The organism is Microbacterium sp. SY138 (assembly GCF_039729145.1).
In the GTDB taxonomy this organism is placed as follows: domain Bacteria; phylum Actinomycetota; class Actinomycetes; order Actinomycetales; family Microbacteriaceae; genus Microbacterium; species Microbacterium maritypicum_A.
In genome coordinates this window covers 2290499-2311552 of the sequence record NZ_CP155793.1, presented here as the reverse complement: position 1 = coordinate 2311552, position 21054 = coordinate 2290499, and the positions used below count along the sequence as shown (strand labels likewise).

Below are 21054 nucleotides of genomic sequence, written 5' to 3'. Positions count from 1 at the left end.
AACCATGCTGATCGCCTTCTCCGTCGCCCCGAGCGGCACCCCCTCCGCGGGAGCAGAGCGCACCGATGCCTCCGTGCATGACGCCGTGGCCGCCGCCGTGCGGGTGGTGCGCGAGTCCGGACTGCCGCACCGCACCACGAGCATGTTCACCGAGATCGAGGGACCGGACTGGGACACGGTCATGGACGTCGTGAAGCGTGCGACCGAGGCCGTGATGCCCTTCGGCTCGCGGGTCTCGCTCGTGCTCAAGGCCGACATCCGCCCGGGCTACTCCGGAGAGCTGGACGCGAAGATCGAGCGGCTGGAAGCAGCCATCGACGAAGCAACGGTCGAGGAGTCCGGTGACTGATTCCCCGTCGTCCATGTCGATCGCTCTTCGACCGGCGACGGCCGACGACTCCGAGTGGATCGCGGAACTCCGCGCCGAAGTGCTTCGGGCCGACCTGGAGCGGCTGGGGCGTTTCGACGAGACCCGCGTCCGGCAGCGGTTCCGTGATGCGTTCGAACCGACGCAGACCCGGATCATCGTCGTGGACGGCACCGATGTCGGCTCGGTCGCCATCCGTGCGGAGGGGGAGTCCCGCTGGCTGGAGCACTTCTACATCGCGACCTCGCATCAGGGCCGTGGTCTCGGTGACCGCGTGCTGGGGATCGTGCTCGATGACGCGACCCCGTATCGACTCAACGTGCTCCAGGGCAGCCCGGCGCGCCGTCTTTACGAACGCCACGGTTTCGTCGTCGACACCCAGGACGACGTTGATGTCTTCATGACGCTCGATCGCGCAGGGCGGGCGACCTCCGGGTCCGACGGCCGCTAAGCTGATCCGGTGAATCCCTCGACTGAATCGAGGGGTGCGGCGAAGTGGGCGCTCCTCTCCCTCGCCATCGGCAGCTTCGGCATCGGCATGACCGAATTCGTGGTCATGGGCCTGCTGCCCAACATCGCCGCCGACCTGCTGTCTTCGCTCTGGGCGACCAGCCAGGAAGATGCGCTGAGCCAGGCCGGCTGGCTGATCTCGCTCTACGCGCTCGGCGTGGTGGTGGGCGCACCGACCATCGCCGGCTTCGTCGCGCGTTACCCGCGGCATCGGGTGATGATCGTGCTGGCCCTCGCGTTGACGGTGTTCAACGCCCTCACGGTCGTGCTGCCCACGTTCGAGCTCGTCGCCGCGTCGCGCTTCCTCGCCGGGCTGCCGCACGGTGCATACTTCGGCATCGGTGCGCTCGTGGCCGCCGATGTGATGGGGCCGGGCAACCGCGCCAAGGGTGTGGCGTTCATCCTCACCGGCCTCACGGTCGCCAACGTCGTGGGCGTGCCGTTGGGGACGTTCCTCGGGCAGCAGTGGGGCTGGCGCTCCGCCTTCGCCGTCGTGGCGCTCGTCTTCGCTCTCGCCACCCTCTGCATCGCGCTCTTCGTCCCGGAACATCCGGGAGACCCGGGGCGCACGATGCGCCAGGAACTGCGGGTGTTCCGTATCCCGCAGGTGTGGTTCACCCTGGGCGTCGGCGCGATCGGTTTCGGCGGATTCTTCGCCGTCTACAGCTACATCGCCCCGCTGGTGACCGAGGTCTCCGGCTCCCCGGAGTGGGTGGTGCCGATCGTCCTCGTGCTCATGGGGCTCGGGATGACGGCGGGAAACCTCGTCGGCGGTCACCTCGCCGACATCGACCTGCGCCGCACGCTGCTCTTCGGACTCGCCGCCATGGCCGTGGTCTTCGCGCTGCTGGCGTTCCTGTCGTTCTGGATCGTCAGCCTGGCCGCGGTGGTGCTGGTGGTCGGGTTCGTCTCCTCCGTGCTGAGCCCGACGATCCAGACCCGGCTCATGGACGTGGCGGGCGACAACCAGTCGATCGCCGCAGCCATGAACCACTCGGCGCTCAACATCGGCAACAGCCTGGGCGCGTTCCTCGGGGGCGTCGTCATCGCCGCCGGCTGGGGCTTCACCGCACCGGCATGGACCGGTGCCGCGCTCGCCGTGGCCGGTCTGCTGATCGCGCTGCTCTCGTACCGCGTCGAAGGACGTCGCCCGGCGGCAGCGGAGCTCGTCGCCTCGTAGTTTCGCCGCGGTCGGTCCGGTCGTAGAGTGACGGGGTGAGTGCCCCCGAGCTGTCCCTGCCCGTCGCCGGCACTGCTGTGCTGCTGCGCGCGTCGGATCCCGCCTTCGAGGTGCTGCTGATGCGTCGACCCGATCGCGGGTCGTTCGCGGGTGCATGGGTCTTCCCCGGGGGCAAGGTCGAACCGGGCGACGTCCACGACGGCGACGACGAGTCCGAGAACGCGCGCCGTGCCGCGATCAGGGAGACGCGCGAGGAGGTGGGCCTCGCTGTCGACGACCTCGTGGTGCTCTCCGAGTGGCAGCCGCCGGTGGAGGCCCCCACGCGTATCCGCACCTGGTTCTTCCTCGCCGAGGCGCCGGCCGGAGAGCCTTCGCCCGCTGCCGACGAGGTCGTGGAGATCGCCTGGGTGCCGCCGGGAGAGGCGCTCGCGAGGCACGCGGCGGGGGAGTGGACGCTGTATCCGCCGACGTGGATCACGCTCCACCAGCTTGCGGCGTTCAGCGACGTGGAATCGGCCCTGTCGTCGGGCGGTGCGGCGCAGCTGTTCCAGACCCGGGTGCTCGAGTCCGAAGCCGGGCGTGCCTTCGCCTGGGAGCAGGGACGCCTCGAGGCGGGTGCCCTGCCGTGGCGGTTCGTCGAGGCCTGAGGGATCGGGCTCAGCTGTCGAGCAGACGTCGTAGGTTCGCGCCCACGGCCTCGGTCTCGATGAGGAAGCCGTCGTGCCCGAAGTCGCTGGTGATGACGACGGCCTCGTCGTCGATGACGTTCGGGATGCTGCGGGCGATGCGCTGCTGCCCGTCGACGGGGAAGAGGCGGTCGCTGTCGATGCCGAGCACCAGCGTGGTGGCGGTGACGGCGTGCAGAGCTTCTTCGACGCCACCTCGCCCGCGACCGACATCGTGCGAGTTCATGGCTTCGACGAGCGTGATGTAGCTGTTCGCGTCGAAGCGGCGTGTGAACTTGTTGCCGTGGAAGTCGAGATACGACTCCACGGCGAAGCGACCGCCGTGCCCGAGCGGCGACACGTCGGACTGCCACGAACGCTGGAAACGCTGGTTGAGCTCGATCGGGCTGCGGTAGTTCAGCAGCGCCATGCGCCGGGCCAGTGCGAGGCCACGGTGTGGGCCGTCGCCGTCACCGAGGTCGTAGTACTCGCCGCCCTGGAACCGCGGATCCATCCGGATGGTCTCCAACTGCACGGTGTTGAGCGCGATCTGGTCGGCGGTGGTCACCGGGGGAGATGAGAGCACGGCGAGGCGCTGCACGCGCTCGGGATGTGTGGCCGCCCACTCCAGCGCATGCATCCCGCCCATGGAACCGCCGATGACAGCGGCCCAGCTCTCGATGCCGAGCGCATCCGCCAGGCGGACCTGGGCGGCGACCTGGTCACGGATCGTGAGGTAGGGGAAGCGGGAGGCCCACTCGTAGCCGTCGGGGGCGACGCTCGCGGGGCCCGTCGAGCCCTGGCAGCCGCCCAGCATGTTCGGGGCGATCACGAACCAGCGGTCCGTGTCGAGCGGAGCTCCCGGACCCGTGATGTCCTCCCACCAGCCCGCGGTGGGGTGCCCGGATCCCGCTGCGCCGCGCACATGGCTGTCCCCGGTGAGCGCGTGCAGCACGAGCACGGCGTTGTCCCGTGCCGTGTTCAGCTCGCCCCAGGACTCGTAGGCGATGCGGATGCCGGGGAGCTCGGCGCCGCTCTCCGTCGAGAAGGCGCCGAAGGCGGCGAACCGGCGACCGCCCACCGGGTCTCCGTCACGCCATGCTCCGGTCGCCGGCGGGCGGGCACGGAGCAGCCTGACGTCGGCCTCCGTCACGGGCGCCGAGGGCACCGTGTCCTCGGAGGTCGTCTGCCAGTCCATGCTCCCATTCTCGCCTGGTCCGGGACCCGTCGGTGGCAGGTTACGCTCCGATGTCCCGACTCTCCCGACCGCGACGATCGAGGCGGCCCGTCGGGATCCGTCGGGTCGGCATCGTCGCGTCGGTCGTCGGTCGTCGGTCGTCGGTCGTCGGTCGCGGTCGTCGGTCGTCGGTCGTCGGTCGCGGTCGTCGGTCGTCGGCAGGTGTATCAGCGCACTCGGGTCAGGGTGGCGAGATGATCGCTGTTCCCCGCCCGTATCGTGCCCGACGTGACGACATCGAGGCCGCGGACGAAGACCTGGTCGATGCGTACGAGGGGGAAGGCGACGGGCCAGGTGAGCCCGAGGCTCCCATCCGTCGGACGCACCCAATCGGCTTCCGCGCGCAAGGCCGTCAGGCTCGGATCGGTCGACGGTGCGTTGAAGTCGCCGACGGCGATGAGGGAGTCCGCAGGGTCGGAGCCGACCCGGTCCGCGAGTCCGCTCAGCATCGTGTCGCGGTCCTGCTGGTGCCCCGGCCGCACCGACGCGGCGTGCATCACGTAGACGGCGACCGGCGCGGACGGCACCTGCACCTCGACACGGAGCGCACGCTTCCAACTGAGTCCCAGCGTCAGGGGCTCGGCGTTCGCGAGGGGATATCTGCTCCACACACCGACGGTTCCGACCGTGTACGAATGCGGGTACTGCCCGGCGAGGGCGTTCTGCGCCGCGGAGAGGCTGTCTCCATCGAGCTCCACGAGGGCGATCACATCGGCGCCGCTCTGCGCGAGCTCGGTCGCGGATGCGGCGGCCCCGCCGGATCGCGCCCTCACGTTCTGGCTCACGACCGTCAGCCCGGAAGCGGAGGCCGACTCCGACCCCGTCGGACCGGGGAGGGCGGGAAGAGCCGGTGCCATCGCGAGGATCCACAGGAGTGCGGGAACCAGGATCACGACGACCACTCGGCGGGCGAGGAACAGCGCGGCGATCAGCAGTGCGAGAAGCACGAGACCGAGCCAGGGGAGGGCGGCAGCGACCGCTGTGCCGACGATTCCGGGGATCCAGCCGCCGGCGATGACGAGCAGCACGGCGACGCCAGCGGCGGCGAGCCATCGCGCGCGGGTCGTCGTCACGCGTCGGACGCGCGGCGGTCGGTGTTCGACGTCGATCATGCTCTCCTCACGGCGGTCTTCCATTGTCGAGGCCGTCGCCTGTGGGTCGGCCGGGTGAAGACGTCGCCTGCACGCGAAGATGCCCCGGAGCTCGGGCTCCGGGGCATCTCGTGGGGTGTGCGGGTCAGGCGCGCGCGGCCTCCGACACGGCGCGGGCCGCGGCGAGAGCCTGCTCGAGGTCGGCCTTGAGATCGTCGACGTTCTCGATGCCGACGGAGAGTCGGACCAGGCCCGGCGTGACTCCGGCGGTGAGCTGCTGCTCCGGCGTCAGCTGCGCATGCGTGGTCGATGCGGGGTGGATGACGAGCGAGCGCACGTCGCCGATGTTGGCGAGGTGGCTGAACAGCGACAGGCTGTTCACGAACTCGCGTCCGGCTTCGACGCCGCCCTTCAGCTCGAACGACAGCACGGCGCCGACGCCCTTGGGCGCGTACTCGTTCGCCTTGGCGTACCAGGGTGAAGAGGGCAGACCAGAGTAGTTGACCGTCGCGACATCGTCGCGGCCGTCGAGCCACTCGGCGATCTCCTGGGCGTTCTGCACGTGGCGCTCGATGCGCAGGGACAGGGTCTCGACGCCCTGGATGAGGTTCCAGGCGCTCTGCGGGGCGATAGCGGATCCGAGGTCGCGCAGGAGCTGCACGCGGGCCTTGATGATGTACGCGAGCGGGTCGCCGACGGCGGCGGTGTAGCTGGCGCCGTGGTACGAGGGGTCCGGCACCGTGAGGCCGGGGAACTTGTCGACGTTCTTCGACCACTCGAACTTTCCGCCGTCGATGATGACGCCGCCGATCGTGGTGCCGTGGCCGCCGAGGAACTTCGTGACCGAGTGCACGACGATGTCGGCGCCGAACTCGAACGGACGGATCAGGTACGGGGTGGCGATCGTGTTGTCGACGATCAGCGGGACGCCGTTCTCGTGGGCCACATCGGCGACGGTGCGGATGTCGAGGATGTTGATCTGCGGGTTTCCGATCGTCTCCGCGAAGAACAGCTTCGTGTTCGGGCGGACCGCTCGACGCCACTCCTCGGGGTCGTCCTGGTTCTCGACGAACGTGACCTCGATGCCGAGCTTCGCGAGCGTGTACTTGAAGAGGTTGTAGGTGCCGCCGTAGATGGAGCTCGACGCGACGAAGTGGTCGCCGGCCTGCGCGATGTTCAGGACCGCGAAGGTCGACGCTGCCTGGCCGCTGGCGAGCACGAGAGCACCGGTGCCGCCTTCGAGCGCGGCGAGACGCTGCTCGAGCACGTCCTGCGTCGGGTTCTGGATGCGGGTGTAGATGTTGCCGAACTCCGCGAGGGCGAACAGGTTAGCCGCATGGTCCGCACTGTCGAACACGTACGAGGTGGTCTGGTAGATCGGCGTGGCACGTGCCTTGGTGACCGGGTCGGGGGCAGCGCCCGAGTGGATCTGCTTGGTCTCGAAACGCCAGGACTCGGGTGCGGACATGTGATTCCCCCAGGAGTGGTCGGAAGGTCGTGTGGCGGATGCCGTTGCAGCGACAGTACGGAATATCGCTGTCTGTCAACAACAGACGGGAAATGTGACGTAACAGAGCGGAGGCCCGGAATCCTGCGGCGGATCGATCGACGACAACCCCAGGGGGGAGTCCGCATTCCGGGGAGAACGCCGTACGGTGGAGGCATGGTGAACAGACGAGCAGTGGTGACAGGTGCGAGTTCGGGCATCGGCGCGGCGACGGTGCGTGCCCTCCGTGCCCGGGGATGGGACGTCGTGGGGGTCGCGCGACGCGAGGACCGACTGTCGGCGCTCGCCGCGGAGACCGGAGCCTCGGCCATCGCCTGCGACCTCACCGATGCCTCCGCCGTCGACGCGCTCGTGGGCGAACTCGAGCGGTCGGGCCCCGTGCACGCTCTCGTCCAGGTCGCCGGCGGTGCTCGCGGCACCGACCGCATCGAGGACGCATCGGTCGACGACTGGCAGTGGATGTTCGACGCGAACGTGCTGGCGAGCCAGCGTCTCGTCGCGGGTCTGCTCCCGCTCCTGCGCCGAGCCGCGGCAGCGGACGGTCACGCGGATGCGATCTTCGTCACCTCCACGGCTGCGCAGACCGCGTACGCCGGCGGTGCAGGCTACAACGCCGCGAAGGCCGCGGAGTCGATGCTGGTGAAGGTGCTCCGTCAGGAACTCAACGGCGAGCCGATCCGTGTGGTCGAGGTGGCGCCGGGAATGGTGCACACCGAGGAGTTCACGCTCAATCGCCTGGGCGGAGACTCGGTCGCTGCCGAGGCCGTGTACGCGGGTGTCGACGCCCCGCTCGTCGCCGACGACGTCGCCGACGTGATCGCGTATGCGCTGGAGTCGCCCGGACGCGTGAACCTCGACCTGATCACGATGCGGCCGGTAGCGCAGTCCGCGCAGCACCTGCTCGCCCGCGGCCCGCTGCGGGTGCGCTCCATCGACTGACGATGGCCCAGACTCTCGCAGAGCTCGCCGAGGGCGGGCTGATCGACGCCGGATGGGCGGAGGCGCTGGCCCCCGTCCAGGACACGATCACCTCCCTGGGGGAGCGGCTCCGCGACGAGCAGGAGGCAGGGCGGGGATACCTGCCGGCGGGCGCGAACGTGCTCAGGGCCTTCCAGCGGCCGCTGTCCGACGTCCGCGTCCTCATCACCGGGCAGGATCCCTACCCCACGCCCGGACATCCCATCGGACTCTCGTTCGCCGTCGATCGCGATGTGCGCCCGCTGCCGCGCAGTCTCTCGAACATCTACAAGGAGCGCGAGACCGACCTGGGCATCCCTCCCGCACCGCACGGTGATCTGACGGCGTGGAGCGATCAGGGCGTCCTCCTGCTCAACCGTGTGCTCACCGTGCGTCCCGGTGAGGCGGCCTCTCACAGAGGGTGGGGGTGGGAGAAGGTCACGGAGCTCGCGATCCGTGCGCTCGTCGCGCGCGATCAGCCGCTCGTCGCGATCCTGTGGGGGAAGGACGCAGCCAACCTGCGGCCCCTCCTCGGGGAGACGCCGGTCATCTCCTCGGCTCATCCATCCCCGCTCTCGGCCCGCCGCGGCTTCTTCGGATCACGTCCGTTCTCGCGGGCGAACGCCCTCCTCGAGGAACGGGGTGCCGAGCCCGTGGACTGGAGGGTGGAAGGCGAAGCCTCTCCCTCTCTAAGCTGAGCGCATGCAGTTCGAGCCGGGGGACCGTCGTCGTGTCCTGCCGCGCCACCTGCGGCCTGCGCCCGCGCCCGAGATCTTCTCGTACACGATCCGCGCCGCGCGGCCTGCCGACCTGCCCCATGTGCGCGAGATCTACAACCACTTCGTGAGCAATTCGGCCGTGACACTCGACGAGCGACGCAGCAGCATTCCCTACTGGCGCGACAAGTACGCTCTGCTCGCCCGGCTCGAGCTTCCGTTTCTCGTCGCGGTGTCCCCGGGCGGCGAGGTGATGGGCTACGCCCTCGCGCAGCCATGGGCAGGCAAGAACGCCTACAAGTACACCGTCGAGGATTCGATCTACCTCGGTCCCGGTGCGGGAGGCAAAGGCCTGGGGGCGGCGTTGCTGCAGGCGCTCATCGATGCCTGCGAGCAGATCGGCCTCCGAGAGATGGTCGCGGTCATCAGCGACCACGGTGCGGAGGCGTCGATTCGACTGCACGAGAAGCTCGGCTTCGTCGAAGCGGGACGGATGGGACGCGTCGGGTACAAGTTCGGCCGAGACCTCGGCACCGTGTACATGCGCCGCGTGCTCAAGCCGACAGGGCGGCGGCGGGGAGGGCTCTTTGGCTCGCGGCGCTGAGGACGCTCGTCCGGTATCGCGATCGCTCTCTCAATGCCCGGGGCCGGCGGGGATGACGGGGATGGCCGAGAGCAGCCTCTTCGTGTAGTCCTGTGTCGGATGCAGGAGCACGTCGCGAGTAGCGCCCCGCTCGACGATATGGCCGTCCTTCATCACGACGACCGTGTCGCACAGGTTCTGCACCACTCCGATGTCGTGCGACACGAGAACCAGCGTGAGGGCGGTCGTGTGTCGCAGTTCGATCAGCAGCTCGAGGATCTGGGCACGAACGGTCACGTCCAACGCCGACAGCGGCTCGTCGCCGACCAGGATCCGCGGGCCATGCACGATTGCTCGCGCGAGGGCGATCCGCTGCCGCTGCCCGCCCGAGAACTCATGCGGATAGCGGTCACCCATCTCGGGTTCGAGCCCGACCCGGGCGAGCACCTCCCGCACACGCGCGCGGTGATCCCCCTCGATGCCGAGGGCCCAGAGCGGTTCTCGCACGATCTGGCCGGCCGTCATCCGGGGGTCGAGCGACGCGTACGGGTCCTGGAACACCAGCCCTGTCTCGCGGCGCAGCCAATGCAGGGACCTCGCCGATGCGGTGGCGTCGACCGGGCGGCCGCCGACGGCGATCGTGCCGGACGTCGGTCGGTCCAGTCCCAGCAGCAGCCTGACCAGCGTGGACTTGCCCGATCCGGATTCGCCGATGATGCCGACGGACGATCCTTCGACGATGTCGAGGTCGGTGGGAGCCAGGGCGGTCTGCGTGCGGGTGCGCTCGAATGCGGAGCGTTTCGGGACGAAGAAGTCGCGACTGAGCCCTCGGGCTTCGATCAGACTCACGCGGCACCCCCGTCCGGACGCCACAGGGTCGCCGTCGCATCCCGCAGCAACCCCTGGGTGATGGGCGAGGACGGTGCGGAGAGAAGGGTCGAGACCGGGGCGGCTTCGACGACGTGCCCGTGTTCGAGCACGACTCCCTCGGTCGCGACCTGTGCGAGCACGGCGAGGTCGTGGGTGATGAACACGAGGGACATGCCCTCGTCCGCGACGAGCGCGAGCAGCAGGGAGAGGATCTCGGCCTGGATCGTGACGTCGAGCGCGGTCGTCGGTTCATCGGCGATGAGCAGTCTCGGACGACACGCGAGTGCCATCGCGATGGCGACACGCTGGCGTTGACCGCCGGAGAGCTGATGCGGGTACCGGTCCACGATCGACGCGGGGTCGGGAAGCCGCACCCGTGCCGCTTCCGCGATCGCCCTCTCCCGGGCCTCGCGGCGCCCGAGTCCCTCGTGGATGCGGATCGATTCCGCGATCTGCCGCCCGACGGTCCTGATCGGATTCAGTGCCGTGCGCGGCTCCTGGAACACGATGCCGATGTCGTCGCCGCGAAGGCGGGCCAGCTCGCGATCCGGCATCCCCACCAGCTCGGTGCCGTTCCAGCGGATGCTCCCGCTCGTGGTCGCGCCGTCCGGGAGCAGTCCCAGCACAGCGAGCGCGGTGAGGGACTTGCCGGACCCGGACTCGCCGATGAGTCCGAGTCGCGCGCCGTCGGGCACCTCGAAGGAGATGCCGTCGACGACGTGTCGCCCATCGATCTCGACCACGAGGTCCTTCACGGAGAGGCTCATGCGACCACCCCCGGGGTGTGGATCTCGGCGGCGCGATGCCGCAGCGTCGGATCGGTCGCCTCGCGCAGACCGTCGCCCAGCAGGTTCAGCGCGAGGACGGTGATCGTGATCGTGAGCCCCGGCCAGAGCACGGACAGCGGATGCACCCCGATATACCGTTGGAGGTCGGCGAGCAGCAGGCCCCAGCTCGGTTCGACCACCGAGGCGCCGAAACCCAGATACGAGAGACCGGCTTCGGCGAGGACTGCGACCGCCATCGACCACGACAGCTGCACGATGAAGACGGGGGCGACGTTCGGCAGCAGGTGTCGCACGAGGCTCTGAGCAGGCGTGACCCCCGCGGCTCGCGCAGCCAGGACAAAGTCGCTCTGCTGCACACGGCGCAACTCGGGGCGGGTGACGCGCGCGATGTTGACGCCGAAGCCGATTCCCACCGCCCAGATCACCACCCAGAGGGATCCGCCCCAGACCGAGGAGATCATCATGGCGATCAGCAGCACGGGGAATGCGATCAGGATGTCGACGAGTACCGCCACGGTCTCACGCAGCCAGCGTGCGGTCAGTGCTCCGAGGGCTGCGAGTGCGATACCGACCACGGTGGCGACGAGCCCTGCTCCGATGCTCACGAAGACGGTCGTGCGGGCACCCGCCATCAGCAGGCTCAGGATGTCGCGACCCGTGTCGTCGGTGCCCAGCAGATGCGGCCAGCTCGGCGGCAGCCAGCGATCGCCGATGTCCGATGCCTGCGGATCGAAAGGTGTCCAGAAGAGGGCGACGAGCGCGGTGAGGGCGATCACGACGACGACGATGGCACCGAAGCGCCCCGTCGAGGTGTTCCACAGTCGGCCCAGCCAGCGCGGGGTCATGCGGCCTCCCGCTGTCGAGGGTCGATCGCGCGGTGCACGAGGTCGACCAGGAAGCCCACGACCAGCACGAATCCGGTGAGCACGAGCAGCTCGCTCTGCACCTTGATGAGGTCGCGCGTTCCGACATCGGCGACGAGCATGCGTCCGATCCCCGGGAGGGTGAACAGCTGCTCGATCACGACCGATCCGACGATGATGCCGGCGACCTGGAGGCCGAGCACCGTGATGATCGAGAGACCGACGGCCGGGATGCCGTGCTGGATGAGCGCTCGGGTGCGAGTGAGCCCCTTCGCCGCGGCGGTGCGGACGAAGTCCTGTCCTGCGGCTTGGAGCGTCGCACTGCGTACGAATCGCATCAGCATCGCCCCCTCCACGATCCCGATCGTCAGTGCGGGGAGCAGGAGCGACTCGATCGCCCTTCCGGGCGTCGACCAGCCGGTGCGGGGGAACCCCTGCGGTGGAAGCCAGCCCAGCCATACCGAGAAGACCACGATGAGCATCATGCCGGCCCACACCACGGGGACGGCAGCCAGCGCCTGAGCGCCGACGCTGAGCGCGGTGCCGCCGCGTCGGTTGCGCAGGAGCGCGGCCAGGATGCCGAAGGGCACGGCGATGAGCACGGCGATCAGGAGCGACATGATGCCGAGCGGGACGGTGACCTGGGCCTTGAGGAGGAGCTCTTCGCCGACGGAGGCGCCCGACAGCAGAGACGTGCCGAGGTCGCCGCGGAAGATGCCGCCGATCCAGTCGGCGTACTGGGCGAGCAGAGGCCGGTTCAATCCGAGGGATTCGCGCAGGGCCTCGACCTCGGCGGGGGAGGCCTGGGTGCCGGCGATGAGCTGTGCGACATCGCCGGGGAAGACGCGGAGCGTCAGGAAGATGAGCACGCTCGACACGAGGAGCCCTGCGATGAGCAGGACTCCTCGGACGAGCGCATAGCGGATCACGAAGGGGTGACCGCTCGCTACTTCTCGGCGGAGACGGTGACGCCCGCGAGGTTGATGCGCGAGTTGATCGAGTCCTCGGGGAAGCCGGCCACGATCGGGCTCACCGCCGTGATCGTCTCGCCGTTGTAGAGCCAGTCGGCGGCGTGGTCCTCCGACACGATGCGTGCGGCCTGCGCGAGCAGGTCCGCGGACTTGTCCGGGTCGACCTCGGCAAGTGCCTTCGCATACAGGTCCTGCACCTCGGCGTTGTCGTAGCCGAAGTAGTAGTCCGGATCGGCGAAGTTGCCGAAGTCCCGCGGCTCGACGTGCAGAACGAAGCTGAGGTCGTAGTCGTGGTTCGTGTAGACGTCCTCCAACCAGGTGGGGAACTCGACGGAGTTGACTTCGAGCGTCACCCCGATCTTCTTGAAGTCCGAGATCAGGACCTTCGGCACCGTCGTGCCGTAGAAGGAGGGGATCGTGAGCGTCAGCTCCAAGTCCTTCTGGCCGGCCTCTGCGAGCAGATCCTTGGCCTTCTCGGGGTCGTAGGAGATCACGTCGGACAGGTCTTCGTAGCCGGGGTCGAGCTCGGGGATCGGCCCGTACAGCGCGGTGCCGGCGCCGACCGCCTCGATGAGAGCTTCGTGGTCGATGGCGAGCCGGAGTGCTTCGCGCACGCGGACGTCGTCGAGCGGGGCCTTCTTGTTGTTGAAGGCGAGAGTGGCCTTGTCGGTGGTGCGCCCGGTCGTGAGGGCGAAGTCTCCCGAGTCCTCGAGCTGCGGCGCGAGGTTCGGATCCACGGCCGTGAGCACGTCCACGTCGCCGGCCAGCGCGGCGTTCACCCCCGCGGTGAAGTCGGGGATGTACTGGAACTCGACCTGAGCGACGCCGGCCGGATCGCCCCAGTAGGCGTCGTTGCGCGCGAAGGTGATGGTGCTGCCCTTGTTCCAGCGCGTCAGAGTGAAGGGACCGGTACCATTCTCGGCCGTCTTCAGATCGGTGGTGTCTCCGGTCTTGAACACCAGACCGGCGGGCCCCGTGAGGGCGAACAGGAAGTTCTGGTTCGGTGCGGACAGCACGATCTCGACCGTCGTCGGGTCCGGTGCAGTGATCGCCGTCACCGAGGCGAAGTCCGCGTTGCCCTGGACGGTCGCATCCGTGCGCACGGTCTCGTACGAGGAGACGACGTCGGCGGACGTGAGCGGCGTGCCGTCGTGGAAGACGACGCCGTCGTTCAGGGTGAACGTGTACGTGAGACCGTCGGACGAGACGGTGTAGTCGGAGGCGAGGCGACCCTCGATCTCATTGTCCTGCGTGCGGGTGACGAGACCCTCGTAGATGTTGTCGATCAGGATCTGCTCGAGCGCGGCACCACTGGTGTGGCGGATGTCGAGATTGGTCGGCTCGAGGACGAGTCCGACGTGGAGGGTGGCGCTCGGGTCGGGTGTTCCCGCTGCGCTGCTGGGCTCGGGCTCGGTGGTGCCGGAGCAGGCGCTCAGGATCATGGCGGTGGCCGCGAGCGCGGATATCAGCGCGAGACGTCGGGTGCGTCGGAACATGGGCGTTTCCTCTCGGTGCGGCAGCTGCTGTGTGCCGTGGAATCGAGCCTAGAGATGTGAGGCGGGGTGAGGGTCGTGTATGGAACGGAGAGTCATATTCCGGCGGCGGGTGCTGCCGAGCCGATGAGACCGGCGAGAGCGGTCGGTGCCGTCTCCTGCACGTTATGGGTGGCATCGAGGACGACCAGCTGCGCCGCAGGCACGCGTCGCTGGAGCTCGGCGGCATCGGCTTCGCTGACGAATCCTCGTGCGGCCCGCACCAGGGTGATCGGCGCGCGGACTGCGGCCAGGTCATCCCAGCCCGTCTCGTGCAGCACCGACGGGGCGGTTGCCGATCCGGGGTCGTGAGCGGCGAGAGCCTGGGCGGCGAGGTGTGCGAAGTGGTGCTTCCACTCCACGCGTCCGTCCTCGCGTACGCGCGTGTTCAGGAAGACACCGCGTTCGGTCTCGGGGCGGGATCCGCCGAAGCCGAGCGCGATCGCCTTGTCGACGAGTTCGTCCCGCGTGGCGAAGTCGGTCGGGCCCGCGTAGAACTCGCGCAGCGCCGCGGGTCCGGCTGTCACGTCGATCCCTGGCGTGATGTCGACGATGATGAGCTCGGACACCAGATCGGGTCGTGCGGCTGCGAGCGCGGCACCGGTGAGTCCTCCGAGCGACTGGCCGACCACGACCTGGGGCTGCGTGGCCCAGGCGTCGAGCGCGGCGGCCACGTCGCGGGCGAGCGTTCGCGGCGTGTAGTCGATGTCGTCACGCCAGGAGGAGTCGCCGTGCCCGGCGAGATCGATCGCGAGCAGCGGCTGCTGCAGCGCAAGCGATGTGGTGTCCCAGGTGTGCGCGTTCAGGCCCGCTCCGTGCAGCAGTGTCACGCGCGGCTCGTCGGTTCCGAAACGAAGGGCGCTCAGGGTGCGTCCGTCCGGCAGCGGAAGGGTGAGACGCTCCACCGCCGGGAACGGCACGCCGAGTGCTTCGGCTTGTGCGGGAAGATAGCTGAACTCGCTGATGTCGATCGCCACCTCCACATTCTGCGCCCTCGCGCAGACGCGCAAGAAATGCAGGACCATTACGACAAGCAATTGCGGCGGTCGGTTGCTCATTATGTCTCTATGTTTCGCTCTCCTGTTGTCAATATGCATTTCCTGCAGACGCGTCAGTCGGAGCGTGGGCAATGCTCGCCGAATATCATGGAGTCATGAGCGAGACGCGTGTGCACCTGTCCAAGACCGAGCCGACGGCGTACCAGGCGCTTGACGCGTTCTCGAAGACCGTGGGGCAGATCTGCGCGGCCAACGGCATCGACGACCGCCTCAAGGAGCTCGTCATGATCCACTGCTCGCAGCTCAACGGCTGCGCGTACTGCGCGCGGATCCATGTCGACCGAGCGGTGGCGGCGGGGGTCGACACCGACACTCTCACGCAGATCCCCACGTGGCGCGAGAGCGGTGTGTTCAGCGAGCGGGAACGCGCCGCCCTCGAGCTCGCCGAAGCGTTCACGTTCATCGCCGAGGACGGGATCTCCGACGAGGTCTACGACCAGGTGGGAAGTGTGTTCACCGAGAAGGAGTACGCGGCGCTCAGCTGGGCCTGCGTGTCGATCAACGCCTTCAACCGCATCGTGATCGCGGGACGCTACCCCGTTCCTGCTCGCGATCCGAAGGGTCAGGCATGACGATCCTCGAGGTCGAGGGTGTCTCGAACATCCGGGATGTCGGGGGTATGCCGGCGAACGGTGGTCGTATCCGTTCCGGGGTGCTGCTGCGATCGGGACAGCTCTCGGGTACGACCGCATCCGGCGCCGCCGCGCTGCGGGCACAGGTTCGGCACATCGTCGATCTGCGCGACGGCGAAGAGGTCGCTGCGGAACCCACGGAGATCGAGGGGCCGGACACCACGCACCTTCCCTTGTTCCTGGGTTCGGTGCGATCCTTCTTCGAGGCCGACACGAGTCTCGAAGACCTGTATCTGCATCTGCTCGAGGAGAGCGGCGATCGACTCGTCGACGCCATCCGCATCATCGCCGCGGGAGAGTGCACGTTGGTGCACTGCACCGTCGGCAAAGATCGGACCGGCGTCACCGTCGCCCTCGCTCTCGCCGCCGTCGGAGCCGATCGCGAGGCCGTGATCGCCGACTATGCGCTCACCGAGTCGCAGCTTCCTGCTCAGCGCACGCGGTGGATCGCCGAGTACCTGCGGACCCAGCACCCGGAGGCCGTGCACGCGGTGGCGCTCGCGACCCAGTCCCCGGCGCCCGTGATGCGTCGTCTGCTGCAGCAGGTCGACGAACGGTGGGGGTCTGCTGCCGCATACCTGCGCGCGCAGGGGATGACCGAGGCCGAACTGGCCGCCTTGGTGGCGGCGCTCGTCGAACCGGCTTCCTCCACCGAGAGCTCCCGGCGATGACCGAGCTGATGCAAGGTTAGGCAAGCCTTCACTTGGTGTACGATGAAGACACCATGGACACCTCGCTCGAGACTCGCGGCACGCGCGCCGAACGTCGCGCGGCACGTCAGCGTTCCCATCACCTGGTGACGGCAGACGAGCACTCGCTCACTGAGCTCGAGGTGTTCCTGACCACGCTGCCGTTGTGCGCGTCGGGTCGTATCTTCATCGAGGTGCCCGAGGTCGCCGACATCGGCGTGATCGATGCTCCTGGTCGAATGACGGTCACGTGGCTCGCTCGTGAGCAGCGGTCCGGTGCTCCCGGAAGCGGTCGGGCGTGCGCACCCGGTCAGGCTCTGGCAAGGGCGACCTGCGCGTGGGCCGACGAGATGATGTGCGACGACGAGATCGAGACCCACGTCACTCTGCTCGGCAGCTACCTCGGCACGGCCGACATCATCGACCACCTGACGAGTGCGCTGGAGATCTCCCCGGCGCTCATCCACGCTCCCGAGCGCTTCGGCCTGCTGCCCGCCGACCGCTGATCCACACGCGCAGGCGGCTCACGGCATGTTGACGTGCCGTCCAGTGGCCCACGCCCATGCGAAGGCCGTCAGCCCGTCACCGCGTGCGGCGCACGTAGTTGCCGTCTTCGAGTCCCGCCTCGATCTCGAAGCGATTGCGTAGGGGGTTCCTCCCCGCAAAGAGGTACAGCACCGGCATCAGGAAGCCGTAGCGGAGCCACTGCTTCCTGTGCACGGCCTCGTGGCGGAGAACCGCCTCGCTGGGGCGGGTGCCACCCGTCAGGAAGCAGCCGCCGACGCACACCCCGCCGCGATTGAAGGTCCATGAGGGCATGCCCTGGAAGATCCACAAGCCTTCGCGCCGCTCGACGGGGCCGGTGCTCCACAGCGAGCCCCAGATCCACCCGATGGCCGTGCCCCAGGCGTAGCCGAGGCGGCTGATCGGAGAGCGCAGCAGGAAAGAGGGAATCCGTCGGTCGAGGCGTCTTCCGCGAGCGAGAGCCTGTTCTGCGGCCGGCCGCCAGTCCGTGGCGGCGGTCACGCCACCGCTCCGACCAGCCGCAGCAGCGCACCGAGGTCGTCGACCGCGTCGGCCGGAGACCGGGGAGCGAACCCGGCGATCGTCGCGCCCGCCAGCGGCACTTCGCTGCGCAGCGCGCGGATGGCAGTGCTCAGAGCCGCGGGCGAGAGTCCGAACGGCACGGACGACGACACGCCGGAGAAGTCCGAGGGATCGAGCACATCCACGTCGATGTGGACCCACACCCGCGTCGCCCCGGTCGCGCGGACGGCATCGAGCAGCGCCGCGGGGTCTTCGAGGTCGTCGACAGAGAGGTTGGTCAGCGGGGTAATCTGTTCGACCTCCGCGTCATCGAGGTTGCGCATGCCGACGGTCACCACACGGCTCACCGGGATCGCGGGGGACAGCACGAGCTGCTCCTCGCCTTCGCCGAGCAGCGCCCGCAGTGCCATGCCGGAGAAGGCACCCGACGGTGAGCTCTCCGGGGTGTGCATGTCGGCGTGCGCATCGCACCACACCACCGCGAGACCCTCGGTGCCACCGGGAAGGGCGTCGAGGGCGGCGACGGTGACGCTGCAGTCCCCGCCGATCACCACGGTGTCGGCGTCGACGTGCCCGTGCACCATCTCACGGGTGCGTAGCAGGGCGCTCAGGCGGCGGACCCCGGTTCCCAACGACTCACCGGCCTCGACCGGCACATCGAGCACGGTCGTCGCCGTCCGCGGCAGATCACCCGCGATCGCTGCAGCACCGTCGGTGAGGAGCATCGCGCGCGGTGCGGGCGAGCCCTGCCACTGCGGGATGACGAGGAATCGCACCATGGGTGCCTCCGAAGAAGAGAGGGCGGATGCCCCGGCGCGCTGCCCGGGGCATCCGCCGGTCGTGTCAGTTGCCTTCGATGGCCTGGCGGGGAGCGCTGCCGCCGGCCTTGAGCTCGGCGAGACGTGCCTCGACCTCGGTCAGTTCGCCGAGGTCTTCCAGGCTCTCGAACTGGGCATCGAGGCTCGACGCTGCGAGCTCGATCTTGCCCTGCGCGATGGCCTCCTGGCGGCGGACCTTGTCCTCGAACCGGCCCAGCTCGCTGGTGGGGTCGAGCACGTTGATCGAGCCGACAGCGTCCTGCACCTTGGTCTGCGCCTCGGCGACCTTGGCGCGCGCGAGGAGCTCGCTGCGCTTGTTCTTGAGCTCGACCAGCTTGTCCTTCATGCCGTTCAAGCCGCTCTTGAGCTTGTCGACGATCTCGGTCTGCGCCGCGATCTGGGGCTCAGCACCGGTCGCCTCGCGCTCGGCGCTGATCTGGCGCTGCAGGGCGATCTTGGCGAGGTTGTCGAACTTGTCCGCGTCGGCGGTGTTGCCGCTCGCGCGCATCTCATCGGCCTTGCGGCTGGCGGCGAGGGCCTTGTTGCCCCATTCGGTCGACGCCTGGACGTCTTCCTCGTGGTCGCGCTCGAGCAGGCGCAGGTTGCCGATCGTCTCCGCGATCGCGGACTCGGCGTCGGCGATGCTGTTCGTGTAGTCGCGAACGAGCTGGTCGATCATCTTCTGCGGGTCCTCCGCAGAGTCCAGCAGGGAGTTGATGTTCGCGCGGACGAGGGTCGAGATACGTCCGAAGATGGACTGCTTGGTCATGCGTGGTTCCTTTCAGAGGGCGTCTTCGAGAGCTTGTCGTAAGTGTCTGTGTAGGGGATCAGAAGCGTCTACCTCCCGAGCGGCCGCTGCGGCCGCTGCTGCGGGATCCGCCGCCTCCGCCGAACCCGGAGCTGCGGAAGCCTCCGCCTCCGGAAGAGCGCCAGCCGCTGCTGCCGCCGCGGCGCGAGGATCCGCCGCTTCCGCCGCCGGCGAGCAGCCCGCCGATGATGCCGCCGAGGATGTCCCCGCCGATCCCCGAGCCGCTGGACGACGACCCGGATCCGCCGAACAGGCCTCCGAAGCCGCCCTGGTCGTAACCGGGAGGGGCGTACGCCTGCACATCGGATTGCGCAGCCGACGTCGCCTGGCCTGCCAAGGCGAGCGCCCGGTTTGCCTCCGCCAGCGCGGCGTCGGGGTCGGTCGCCCGCAGGTTGAGCGCCTGCGTCAGGCTCGCCTCCGCGTTCGCGAGGCGGGTGCGGGCGGTGGAGCCCACGGTTCCTCGGCGCGTCTCGATGAAGTCACGAGCCGCGCGGATCTCGGAGTTCGCCTGAGTGAGGGTCTGATCGAGCATCTGCTGCACACGACGCGCGCGTTCGATGCCCTCCCTGCCCTGAGCGATCGCGGCATCGATCTGCTCGTTGGCGGCGGTGAGCGCCTCGAGAACGCGCTGCGGATTACGCGTGGAGCCGGTGAGGTCGGTCTGTGCCACTTGGAGCTGCTGTGCGGTCGCGGAGGCCGCGCCGGCGATCGCTCCCGAAGGATCGGGCAGCTGCTGCGCCGCCGCGAGGTCTCCCTGCAGCTCGGTGACGAGCGCCTGGGACTGCGCCTCGATCGTCGAGAGCTCGGTGCCCAGCGTCGTCACAGCCTGGGCGAGCTGTGCCGCCTGCGCCACCGACTGCTCTGCGGTGCGGATCGCGAACGCCGCCTCGCCCGAACGGCCGGCCGCGATCGCCTGCGCCGCCGCCTCGATCGATCGATCCGCGAGGTCGGCTCGCTCGCGGGCCTGTGCGGGGTTGTCCGCGACCATCGCGAGCGCCGCCGGAGCGTAGCTGGACGTGAGTGCGGAGAGGGCTGGAGCGGCCGCGGCGAGGACCGGGTCGAGCGCCGCGCGCTCACGACGGACCCGCTCGAGCTCCTGCGGGGCGTTCTGCTCCAGTTTGCGGAGCTCGTCGAATGCGGCGGTGTTGTCATCCAGGATGTCGTCGATCTCGTCCGCGATCTGGATGATGCGAATATGCCACGCCCTGCGGTCGTGGATCGTGTCCTCGATCTCGTCGTCGAGCTTCTGCTTCAGGTCGAAGGCCTCGGAGATCTTGGCCTTCGCCGCATCGACGACGCGCGTGAACTCCTCGGTCGCGCCCTCGCCGAACTGGGCGATGGCGAAGCCGAGTTCCTCCCGGCTCGAGGTGATCGCATCGTCCGCCTGCACGAGCGCGAGTCCGGCCTGTGTCTCGACCTGCTGATCGGTCAGAGCGGAGAAGGGATCGGCGGGATCGGGGGTCTCGGGCATGGCGCCGCGCTCACGGATCTCGGCGCGGCGGCGCGCGCGGCGCACGAGAGCGACGACGAGCCACACCAGCAGCGCGACCACGACGATCGCGACGACGATCAGGCCGATCCGGAGCGCGCCGGCGCCCCCGTCTCCCTGGATCTCATCGGCGGCGAGGGTGATCGCTCCGACCCAGTCGCCGTCGGACGCGAAGGGAACCATCTTGTCCTCGATGCTGTCGAGCTGTCCGAAGCTCACGGGGCCGTCGGGGGCGGCGGAGATGTAGTAGCTCCGGCCGTCGACGGCGATCGCGAGAAGATACTGCTCGGTGCCGAGATTGTTGTCCTGTGCGACCGTATCCGCCCACTGCACGTTGTCGCTGGGATTGGTGAAGTCGTCGACGAGGACGACGAAGAGGTCGGCGTTCGAGTTGTCGGTGAGCTCCTGGAGCCGGGCTTCGACGGTGGCCTCTTCGTCGGCGCTCAGCACACCCGCCTGATCGGTGACGTACCCGGCATCGAGGGTGAGCGGATCGGTGGCCGATGCCGCGGAGGCGGTGAACGCTCCGGCGACCGCGGCGAGCGTGAGTGCGGCCAGCGCGAGCCACCGTTTCGTCATCGTGTTCCCTCCGACCGGCAGCCGAGCCCCATGCCACGAGTCTATGCACTGGATCCGACACGCGACAGCACTCGATGGTGCTTCTCCGTTCGCCCTC

Annotated in this window: 23 protein-coding genes; 10 read left to right on the top strand and 13 right to left on the bottom strand. The window is 68.8% G+C overall.

Annotated elements, in window-relative coordinates; genetic code table 11:
- The first annotated feature begins 4 nt into the window (after positions 1 to 4).
- From ABDC25_RS11020 to ABDC25_RS11005, 4 genes are read left to right on the top strand one after another with little or no spacing between them, the layout of a single operon-like run.
- Complete coding sequence (locus ABDC25_RS11020) at positions 5 to 349, top strand: thiamine-binding protein (protein WP_021201024.1); 345 nt, start codon at positions 5 to 7, stop codon at positions 347 to 349.
- 13 nt (positions 350 to 362) lie between these two features.
- Complete coding sequence (locus ABDC25_RS11015; protein WP_292766405.1) at positions 363 to 818, top strand: GNAT family N-acetyltransferase; 456 nt, start codon at positions 363 to 365, stop codon at positions 816 to 818.
- 9 nt (positions 819 to 827) lie between these two features.
- On the top strand, positions 828 to 2057 hold the full coding sequence (locus tag ABDC25_RS11010) for an MFS transporter (RefSeq protein ID WP_347122960.1): 1230 nt from the start codon (positions 828 to 830) through the stop codon (positions 2055 to 2057).
- 35 nt (positions 2058 to 2092) lie between these two features.
- Positions 2093 to 2704 carry an NUDIX domain-containing protein gene (locus tag ABDC25_RS11005; RefSeq protein ID WP_347122958.1) on the top strand — a complete coding sequence of 204 codons (612 nt, stop codon included), beginning with the start codon at positions 2093 to 2095 and terminating at the stop codon, positions 2702 to 2704.
- A 10-nt stretch (positions 2705 to 2714) separates the two neighbouring features.
- Here ABDC25_RS11005 and ABDC25_RS11000 read toward each other — a convergent pair whose 3' ends face one another.
- The 3 genes from ABDC25_RS11000 to ABDC25_RS10990 all read right to left on the bottom strand — a co-directional run bounded on the left by ABDC25_RS11000 (position 2715) and on the right by ABDC25_RS10990 (position 6518).
- Positions 2715 to 3920, bottom strand: coding sequence for a homoserine O-acetyltransferase (locus tag ABDC25_RS11000; RefSeq protein WP_347122957.1), 1206 nt, complete (start codon positions 3918 to 3920; stop codon positions 2715 to 2717).
- 206 nt (positions 3921 to 4126) lie between these two features.
- Positions 4127 to 5071, bottom strand: coding sequence for an endonuclease/exonuclease/phosphatase family protein (locus tag ABDC25_RS10995; RefSeq protein WP_021198514.1), 945 nt, complete (start codon positions 5069 to 5071; stop codon positions 4127 to 4129).
- A gap of 124 nt (positions 5072 to 5195) precedes the next feature.
- Complete coding sequence (locus tag ABDC25_RS10990; RefSeq protein ID WP_021198513.1) at positions 5196 to 6518, bottom strand: bifunctional o-acetylhomoserine/o-acetylserine sulfhydrylase; 1323 nt, start codon at positions 6516 to 6518, stop codon at positions 5196 to 5198.
- 195 nt (positions 6519 to 6713) lie between these two features.
- Here ABDC25_RS10990 and ABDC25_RS10985 point away from each other — a divergent pair, with 195 nt between their 5' ends.
- The 3 genes from ABDC25_RS10985 to ABDC25_RS10975 are packed head-to-tail and all read left to right on the top strand — an operon-like array spanning position 6714 to position 8834.
- The gene (locus ABDC25_RS10985; protein WP_029258481.1) at positions 6714 to 7496 is read left to right on the top strand and encodes an SDR family oxidoreductase; all 783 of its coding nucleotides are present in this window, start codon (positions 6714 to 6716) and stop codon (positions 7494 to 7496) included.
- Between the two features lie 2 nt (positions 7497 to 7498).
- Positions 7499 to 8212, top strand: coding sequence for a uracil-DNA glycosylase (locus ABDC25_RS10980; protein ID WP_021198511.1), 714 nt, complete (start codon positions 7499 to 7501; stop codon positions 8210 to 8212).
- Positions 8213 to 8216: 4 nt separating this feature from the next.
- Positions 8217 to 8834, top strand: a complete 618-nt coding sequence (locus ABDC25_RS10975) for a GNAT family N-acetyltransferase (RefSeq protein ID WP_021198510.1) — start codon at positions 8217 to 8219, stop codon at positions 8832 to 8834.
- Positions 8835 to 8864: 30 nt separating this feature from the next.
- On the opposite strand, the gene ABDC25_RS10970 is transcribed toward ABDC25_RS10975, so the two are convergent.
- The 6 genes from ABDC25_RS10970 to ABDC25_RS10945 form a co-directional block, all read right to left on the bottom strand.
- Positions 8865 to 9662 (bottom strand): ATP-binding cassette domain-containing protein, encoded by a 798-nt coding sequence (locus tag ABDC25_RS10970; protein WP_031206731.1) that lies wholly within the window; start codon positions 9660 to 9662, stop codon positions 8865 to 8867.
- Complete coding sequence (locus tag ABDC25_RS10965) at positions 9659 to 10450, bottom strand: ABC transporter ATP-binding protein (RefSeq protein ID WP_029266363.1); 792 nt, start codon at positions 10448 to 10450, stop codon at positions 9659 to 9661. Before ABDC25_RS10965 ends, ABDC25_RS10970 begins: the two co-directional genes overlap by 4 nt.
- On the bottom strand, positions 10447 to 11316 hold the full coding sequence (locus tag ABDC25_RS10960) for an ABC transporter permease (protein ID WP_021198507.1): 870 nt from the start codon (positions 11314 to 11316) through the stop codon (positions 10447 to 10449). The genes ABDC25_RS10965 and ABDC25_RS10960 overlap by 4 nt, the downstream gene beginning before the upstream one ends.
- A complete protein-coding gene (locus ABDC25_RS10955; RefSeq protein WP_021198506.1) occupies positions 11313 to 12263 on the bottom strand; it encodes an ABC transporter permease in 951 nt (316 codons plus the stop codon). The genes ABDC25_RS10960 and ABDC25_RS10955 overlap by 4 nt, the downstream gene beginning before the upstream one ends.
- A 17-nt stretch (positions 12264 to 12280) precedes the next feature.
- Positions 12281 to 13801: an ABC transporter substrate-binding protein gene (locus ABDC25_RS10950; protein WP_167254435.1), complete on the bottom strand. Its 1521-nt coding sequence runs from the start codon at positions 13799 to 13801 to the stop codon at positions 12281 to 12283.
- A gap of 92 nt (positions 13802 to 13893) precedes the next feature.
- On the bottom strand, positions 13894 to 14820 hold the full coding sequence (locus ABDC25_RS10945; RefSeq protein WP_292774678.1) for an alpha/beta hydrolase: 927 nt from the start codon (positions 14818 to 14820) through the stop codon (positions 13894 to 13896).
- Positions 14821 to 14990: 170 nt separating this feature from the next.
- Between ABDC25_RS10945 and ABDC25_RS10940 the strand changes: the two genes are divergently transcribed.
- From ABDC25_RS10940 to ABDC25_RS10930, 3 genes are read left to right on the top strand one after another with little or no spacing between them, the layout of a single operon-like run.
- Positions 14991 to 15467: a carboxymuconolactone decarboxylase family protein gene (locus ABDC25_RS10940; protein WP_021198503.1), complete on the top strand. Its 477-nt coding sequence runs from the start codon at positions 14991 to 14993 to the stop codon at positions 15465 to 15467.
- Positions 15464 to 16198, top strand: a complete 735-nt coding sequence (locus tag ABDC25_RS10935; RefSeq protein WP_347122954.1) for a tyrosine-protein phosphatase — start codon at positions 15464 to 15466, stop codon at positions 16196 to 16198. The genes ABDC25_RS10940 and ABDC25_RS10935 overlap by 4 nt, the downstream gene beginning before the upstream one ends.
- A 53-nt stretch (positions 16199 to 16251) precedes the next feature.
- Complete coding sequence (locus tag ABDC25_RS10930) at positions 16252 to 16722, top strand: SIP domain-containing protein (RefSeq protein WP_021198501.1); 471 nt, start codon at positions 16252 to 16254, stop codon at positions 16720 to 16722.
- A 76-nt stretch (positions 16723 to 16798) separates the two neighbouring features.
- Here ABDC25_RS10930 and ABDC25_RS10925 read toward each other — a convergent pair whose 3' ends face one another.
- From ABDC25_RS10925 to ABDC25_RS10910, 4 genes are all read right to left on the bottom strand, one after another.
- A complete protein-coding gene (locus ABDC25_RS10925) occupies positions 16799 to 17242 on the bottom strand; it encodes a Fe-S oxidoreductase (RefSeq protein WP_136023746.1) in 444 nt (147 codons plus the stop codon).
- Positions 17239 to 18042, bottom strand: coding sequence for an arginase family protein (locus tag ABDC25_RS10920; RefSeq protein ID WP_347122952.1), 804 nt, complete (start codon positions 18040 to 18042; stop codon positions 17239 to 17241). The genes ABDC25_RS10925 and ABDC25_RS10920 overlap by 4 nt, the downstream gene beginning before the upstream one ends.
- Before the next feature lie 64 nt (positions 18043 to 18106).
- Positions 18107 to 18850 (bottom strand): PspA/IM30 family protein, encoded by a 744-nt coding sequence (locus ABDC25_RS10915; protein ID WP_017831053.1) that lies wholly within the window; start codon positions 18848 to 18850, stop codon positions 18107 to 18109.
- Between the two features lie 58 nt (positions 18851 to 18908).
- Complete coding sequence (locus ABDC25_RS10910) at positions 18909 to 20957, bottom strand: TPM domain-containing protein (protein ID WP_347122950.1); 2049 nt, start codon at positions 20955 to 20957, stop codon at positions 18909 to 18911.
- Positions 20958 to 21054: the final 97 nt, after the last annotated feature.